Raw genomic sequence first — 4,179 nt, forward strand, 5'->3', positions numbered from 1 at the left:
CTTCCATCGACCAGCAAACCCTCATCGCCAATGCCTTGCGCATCAACGAACGCCAGCGCGACATCCTTTTCCGCAAACTCTGGCGCTATTTCGAAGGCGACCTCAGCGGTCGCTGCTTCGCCATCTGGGGCGCCGCCTACAAACCCAACTCCGCCAGCGTGCAAGATTCCGCCGTGCACCCATTGCTGCAAGCCCTCTGGGCCCAAGGCGCGCGCACCCGCGTCTACGACCCGCTCGCCGCGCAAAGCTTGCGCGAATGCTATCCGGATCAGCCGCTGCTCGAGATCGTTGATCAGCCATATGATGTGCTGAACTGTTCTTCGAGCACGGCTTCAGCTGGCGCGGATGCCCTCATCGTGGTCACGGCCTGGGAGATTTTCCAAAGCCCAGATTACGCTCGTATACGCGCCGGCCTGCGCCAACCATTCATCCTCGATGGCCGCAATGTCTACAATCCAGACTATCTTCGCGAGCAGGGCTTCACGTACGTTGGCATCGGCCGTGGGGATGTGTTTTAGATTTTCGTGCTAAGTTTCTGCCGACATTATTCATCTTTATCTATTAAGGCCTTTTATGACTACGCCCTTGCAAAAACTTCCTGCTTTTAAAGCCTATGACGTGCGTGGGCCAGTGCCGGCACAGCTGCATATCGACATGGTGTATGCGATTGGTCGGGCTTATGCGCGAGTGATTCAGCCGCAGGGGCCGGTGGCGATTGGCTACGATATTCGTGACACCAGCGAGGATTTTGCGCGGGCGCTGGCGGCGGGGCTGAATGCCGAAGGTGTGGCGACGCGCGATATTGGTTTGGCTGGCACCGAGATGGTGTATCACGCGGCGGGCTCACCGGGTTTGAATGGCGAAGTCATGGGCGGCGGCGTGATGATTACCGCAAGCCACAATCCGGTGGGCGATAACGGCATCAAGATGGTGCGTTATGAGTCGCGGCCGATTAGCGGCGATGATGGTTTGGCTGAAATGGAAGTGCTGACGCGGCAACTGCTAAGCGAGCAGGCTGCTGAGGCTGGCGTGCAGTCTTATAACTTTGGCCCGCTAACAAACGGCGACCAATACCAAGTAGATCCGCAGTTGCATGCAAAAATGCCAATCGCCGACACCTATCGCGGAAAAGTCCGCTCTTTCGTTGATTTCCCAGCACTTAAGTCCGCATTAGATAAACGCCAAACGCCATTAAAAATCGTCGTGAACGCTGGCAATGGCTGTGCCGGCCCATTTTTTGACAACATCGCCGAAGGCCTCAAGCTAGACATCACACGCGTATTTCACACGCCCGATGGACAGTTCCCCAACGGTGTGCCTAATCCTATGTTGGCGAAATGCCAAGAAGACACAGCCAGTGTAGTGCGCGAGCAAAAAGCTGACTTGGGCATTGCCTGGGATGGCGACTTTGATCGCTGTTTTTTCTTTGATGAAACCGGTGCGTTCATCGAGGGCTATTACTTAGTGGCCTTGCTCGGCACACAACTGCTCAAGTACGAACCCAATGGCGCGGTGTGTTATGACACCCGCTTAACCTGGAACACTATTGCGCAAGTGGAGGCGATGGGCGGTCGCGCGGTGGTCAGCAAGTGTGGCCATAGCTTTATTAAAGGTGCATTGCGCCGCGAAGGTGCGGTCTATGGCGGCGAGATGTCGGCGCACCATTATTTCCGCGATTTCTACTGCTGCGACTCCGGCATGATCCCGTGGCTATTGCTGCTCGAGCGTTTAATTACCGATGGCAAACCATTGTCTAGTTTGGTCGCTGAAGCACAGGCGGCTTACCCCTGCAGTGGTGAGATTAATTTCAAGGTCAGTGACGCCGCCGCTGCACTCAATCGCGTAGATGCCGCTGTGCAAGCAGAGGTTAAGGCCAACAACGAAACCTTAGTCAGCGAGTCTATGCTCGATGGTGTGTCTCGTGAGTTTGAGCAATGGCGTTTTAATTTGCGCATGAGTAATACCGAGCCTGTGGTTCGCCTCAATGTTGAGTCGCGCGGCGACAGCAAACTCATGCAGACGAAAACCGACTGGCTGCGAGCGCTCATTACGGCATAAACTATGCGCCTTAGCAGCCATGTTTAGGGCTGATACCGTAACGAGGCAAGGAGCGCCGGATGCTTGATGGTTTAGGCTCAATGCTAGAGTTAGATATAGAGGCCTCGCGGCGTTGGTATGTCTTGCAGTGCAAGCCGCGCGAATGTGAGCGCGCGGTAGAGCAGCTAGCCAATCAGGGTTATCAAGGATTTGTGCCAACTTTACGGCGTGAGATTCTGCGTCGAGGTAAGCGCACCGTTGTCGTTGAGCCATTATTTCCGCATTACATTTTCGTTCAGCTCTGCACCAAGCACGACAACTGGGCGCCGATTCGCTCCACTCGTGGCGTTGCCAAAGTCTTGCGCTTCGGCGAGCTGCCGTTGGCCGTGCCCGATGCCATCGTCGACGCTCTACAAGCGCGCGAAACTGGGCAAGATGCCGGTAGCGAAAACCCAACAGCACTCTTTGCTATTGGCCAAGACGTGCTTATTAACGAAGGCCCGTTGGCTGGCCTAGATGCCGTCGTTGCTGCCCGCGATGGCACTGAGCGTGTGGTGCTGTTGCTAAAACTGTTGCATCAAGAGCAGCGTGTGAGCATGCCCATTCAGTCGCTAAAAATTTCGGATTGAATGTTACAGCAGACTGTTTGCCGTTAAAGTAAGCCCTGTTTTGTCCTAGCAATAAGAATTACATCATCATGCCGCACTATATTTTATCGATCGATCAAGGCACTACTAGCACGCGCGCCATCGTTTTTGATGGCACCGGTAACCGTGTCGCCAGCGCTCAAGTCGAGCTTAAGCAGCATTTTCCCGCCGATGGCTGGGTTGAGCATGACGCCATGGATATTTGGTGGGCGACCGAGACCGTCTGCCGCGATGCGCTGCGCAAGGGCGGCCTGCATGCGCGTGATATTGCCGCCATCGGCATTACCAATCAGCGCGAAACCACCGTGCTCTGGGATCGTGCCAACGGCATGCCGGTGCATCGCGCCATTGTTTGGCAAGACCGCCGTACTGGTGAGCGTTGTGCTGAGTTAAAAGAACAGGGCTATGAGCCGTTGATTCAATCGCGCACTGGCCTGCTGCTGGACCCGTATTTCTCGGCAACAAAGCTGGCTTGGTTGCTCGATCATGTGCCCAATGCGCGCGCCCGCGCCGAGCGTGGCGAGTTGGCCTTTGGCACCATCGATAGCTGGTTATTGTGGAAGCTCACGCATGGCAAAGTGCATGCGACCGACGCCACCAATGCCTCGCGCACCATGCTGTTTAATATCCGCACGCAATGCTGGGATGAAGAGTTGCTGCGCCTGTTTAATATTCCCGCCGAGCTACTGCCGGTGGTGAAGGATTCCAGCGCTGATTTTGGCCGCTGCGCACCGGATTTTTTAGGCGCGCCCATCCCTATTTGTGGCGTTGCTGGTGACCAACAAGCGGCACTCATTGGCCAAGCCTGTTTTGCGCCGGGCATGGTGAAAAGCACCTACGGCACGGGCTGCTTCATGATTACTAACACCGGCAGCACCATTGTGCAGTCGGAAAACCGCTTGCTCACTACCGTGGCCTATCGTCTCAATGGCGAAACCACGTACGCAGTGGAAGGCTCGATTTTTGTTGCGGGTGCCACCATTCAATGGCTGCGCGACGGCCTCAAGCTCATTGGCTGTGCCTCTGAAACTCAGGCGATTGCCGAGGCTACTGGCGATGCTCGCGGCGTGTATATGGTGCCGGCGTTTACCGGCTTAGGTGCGCCGTATTGGGATCCGCGTGCGCGCGGTGCCATCTTTGGCCTGACTCGTGACACTGGCATTGGTGAGATTGTTACTGCTGGTTTGCAGTCGGTGTGCTTCCAGACTCGCGACCTGATGGAAGCCATGACTCGCGATGGTGCTTCGCCTGTCACCACGCTGCGCATCGATGGCGGCATGGTGGTGAATAATTGGGTGGCGCAATCGCTGGCCGATATCATTGGCGTGCCGGTGGATCGCCCCGTGGTCACAGAAACTACGGCGTTGGGCGCGGCATTTTTGGCCGGTCTGCAGGTCGGTATTTTCACCTCTTTAGATGATATTTCGACGCTGTGGAGTTGTGACCGCCGCTTTGAGCCGACCATGAGTGATGACAAGCGTAGCTCGCTTTACAC

At 55.9% G+C, this 4,179-nt stretch carries 4 protein-coding genes; all 4 read left to right on the top strand.

Annotated elements, in window-relative coordinates; all coding sequences use genetic code 11:
• Nucleotides 1–518, top strand: a 518-nt coding sequence (locus tag AC3DKE_RS10935; protein WP_487990702.1) for a UDP binding domain-containing protein, incomplete at its 5' end; no start/stop codon positions are given.
• Between the two features lie 55 nt (nt 519–573).
• Entirely contained in the window at nt 574–2,058 is a 1,485-nt protein-coding gene (locus AC3DKE_RS10940) for a phosphohexomutase domain-containing protein (RefSeq protein ID WP_487990703.1), read from the top strand.
• 59 nt (nt 2,059–2,117) lie between these two features.
• Nucleotides 2,118–2,666, top strand: coding sequence for a transcription/translation regulatory transformer protein RfaH (gene rfaH / locus AC3DKE_RS10945; RefSeq protein WP_411729991.1), 549 nt, complete (start codon nt 2,118–2,120; stop codon nt 2,664–2,666).
• 68 nt (nt 2,667–2,734) lie between these two features.
• Nucleotides 2,735–4,179, top strand: a 1,445-nt coding sequence (gene glpK, locus AC3DKE_RS10950) for a glycerol kinase GlpK (RefSeq protein WP_487990704.1), incomplete at its 3' end; no start/stop codon positions are given.

This window comes from Paraperlucidibaca sp. (assembly GCF_982810325.1).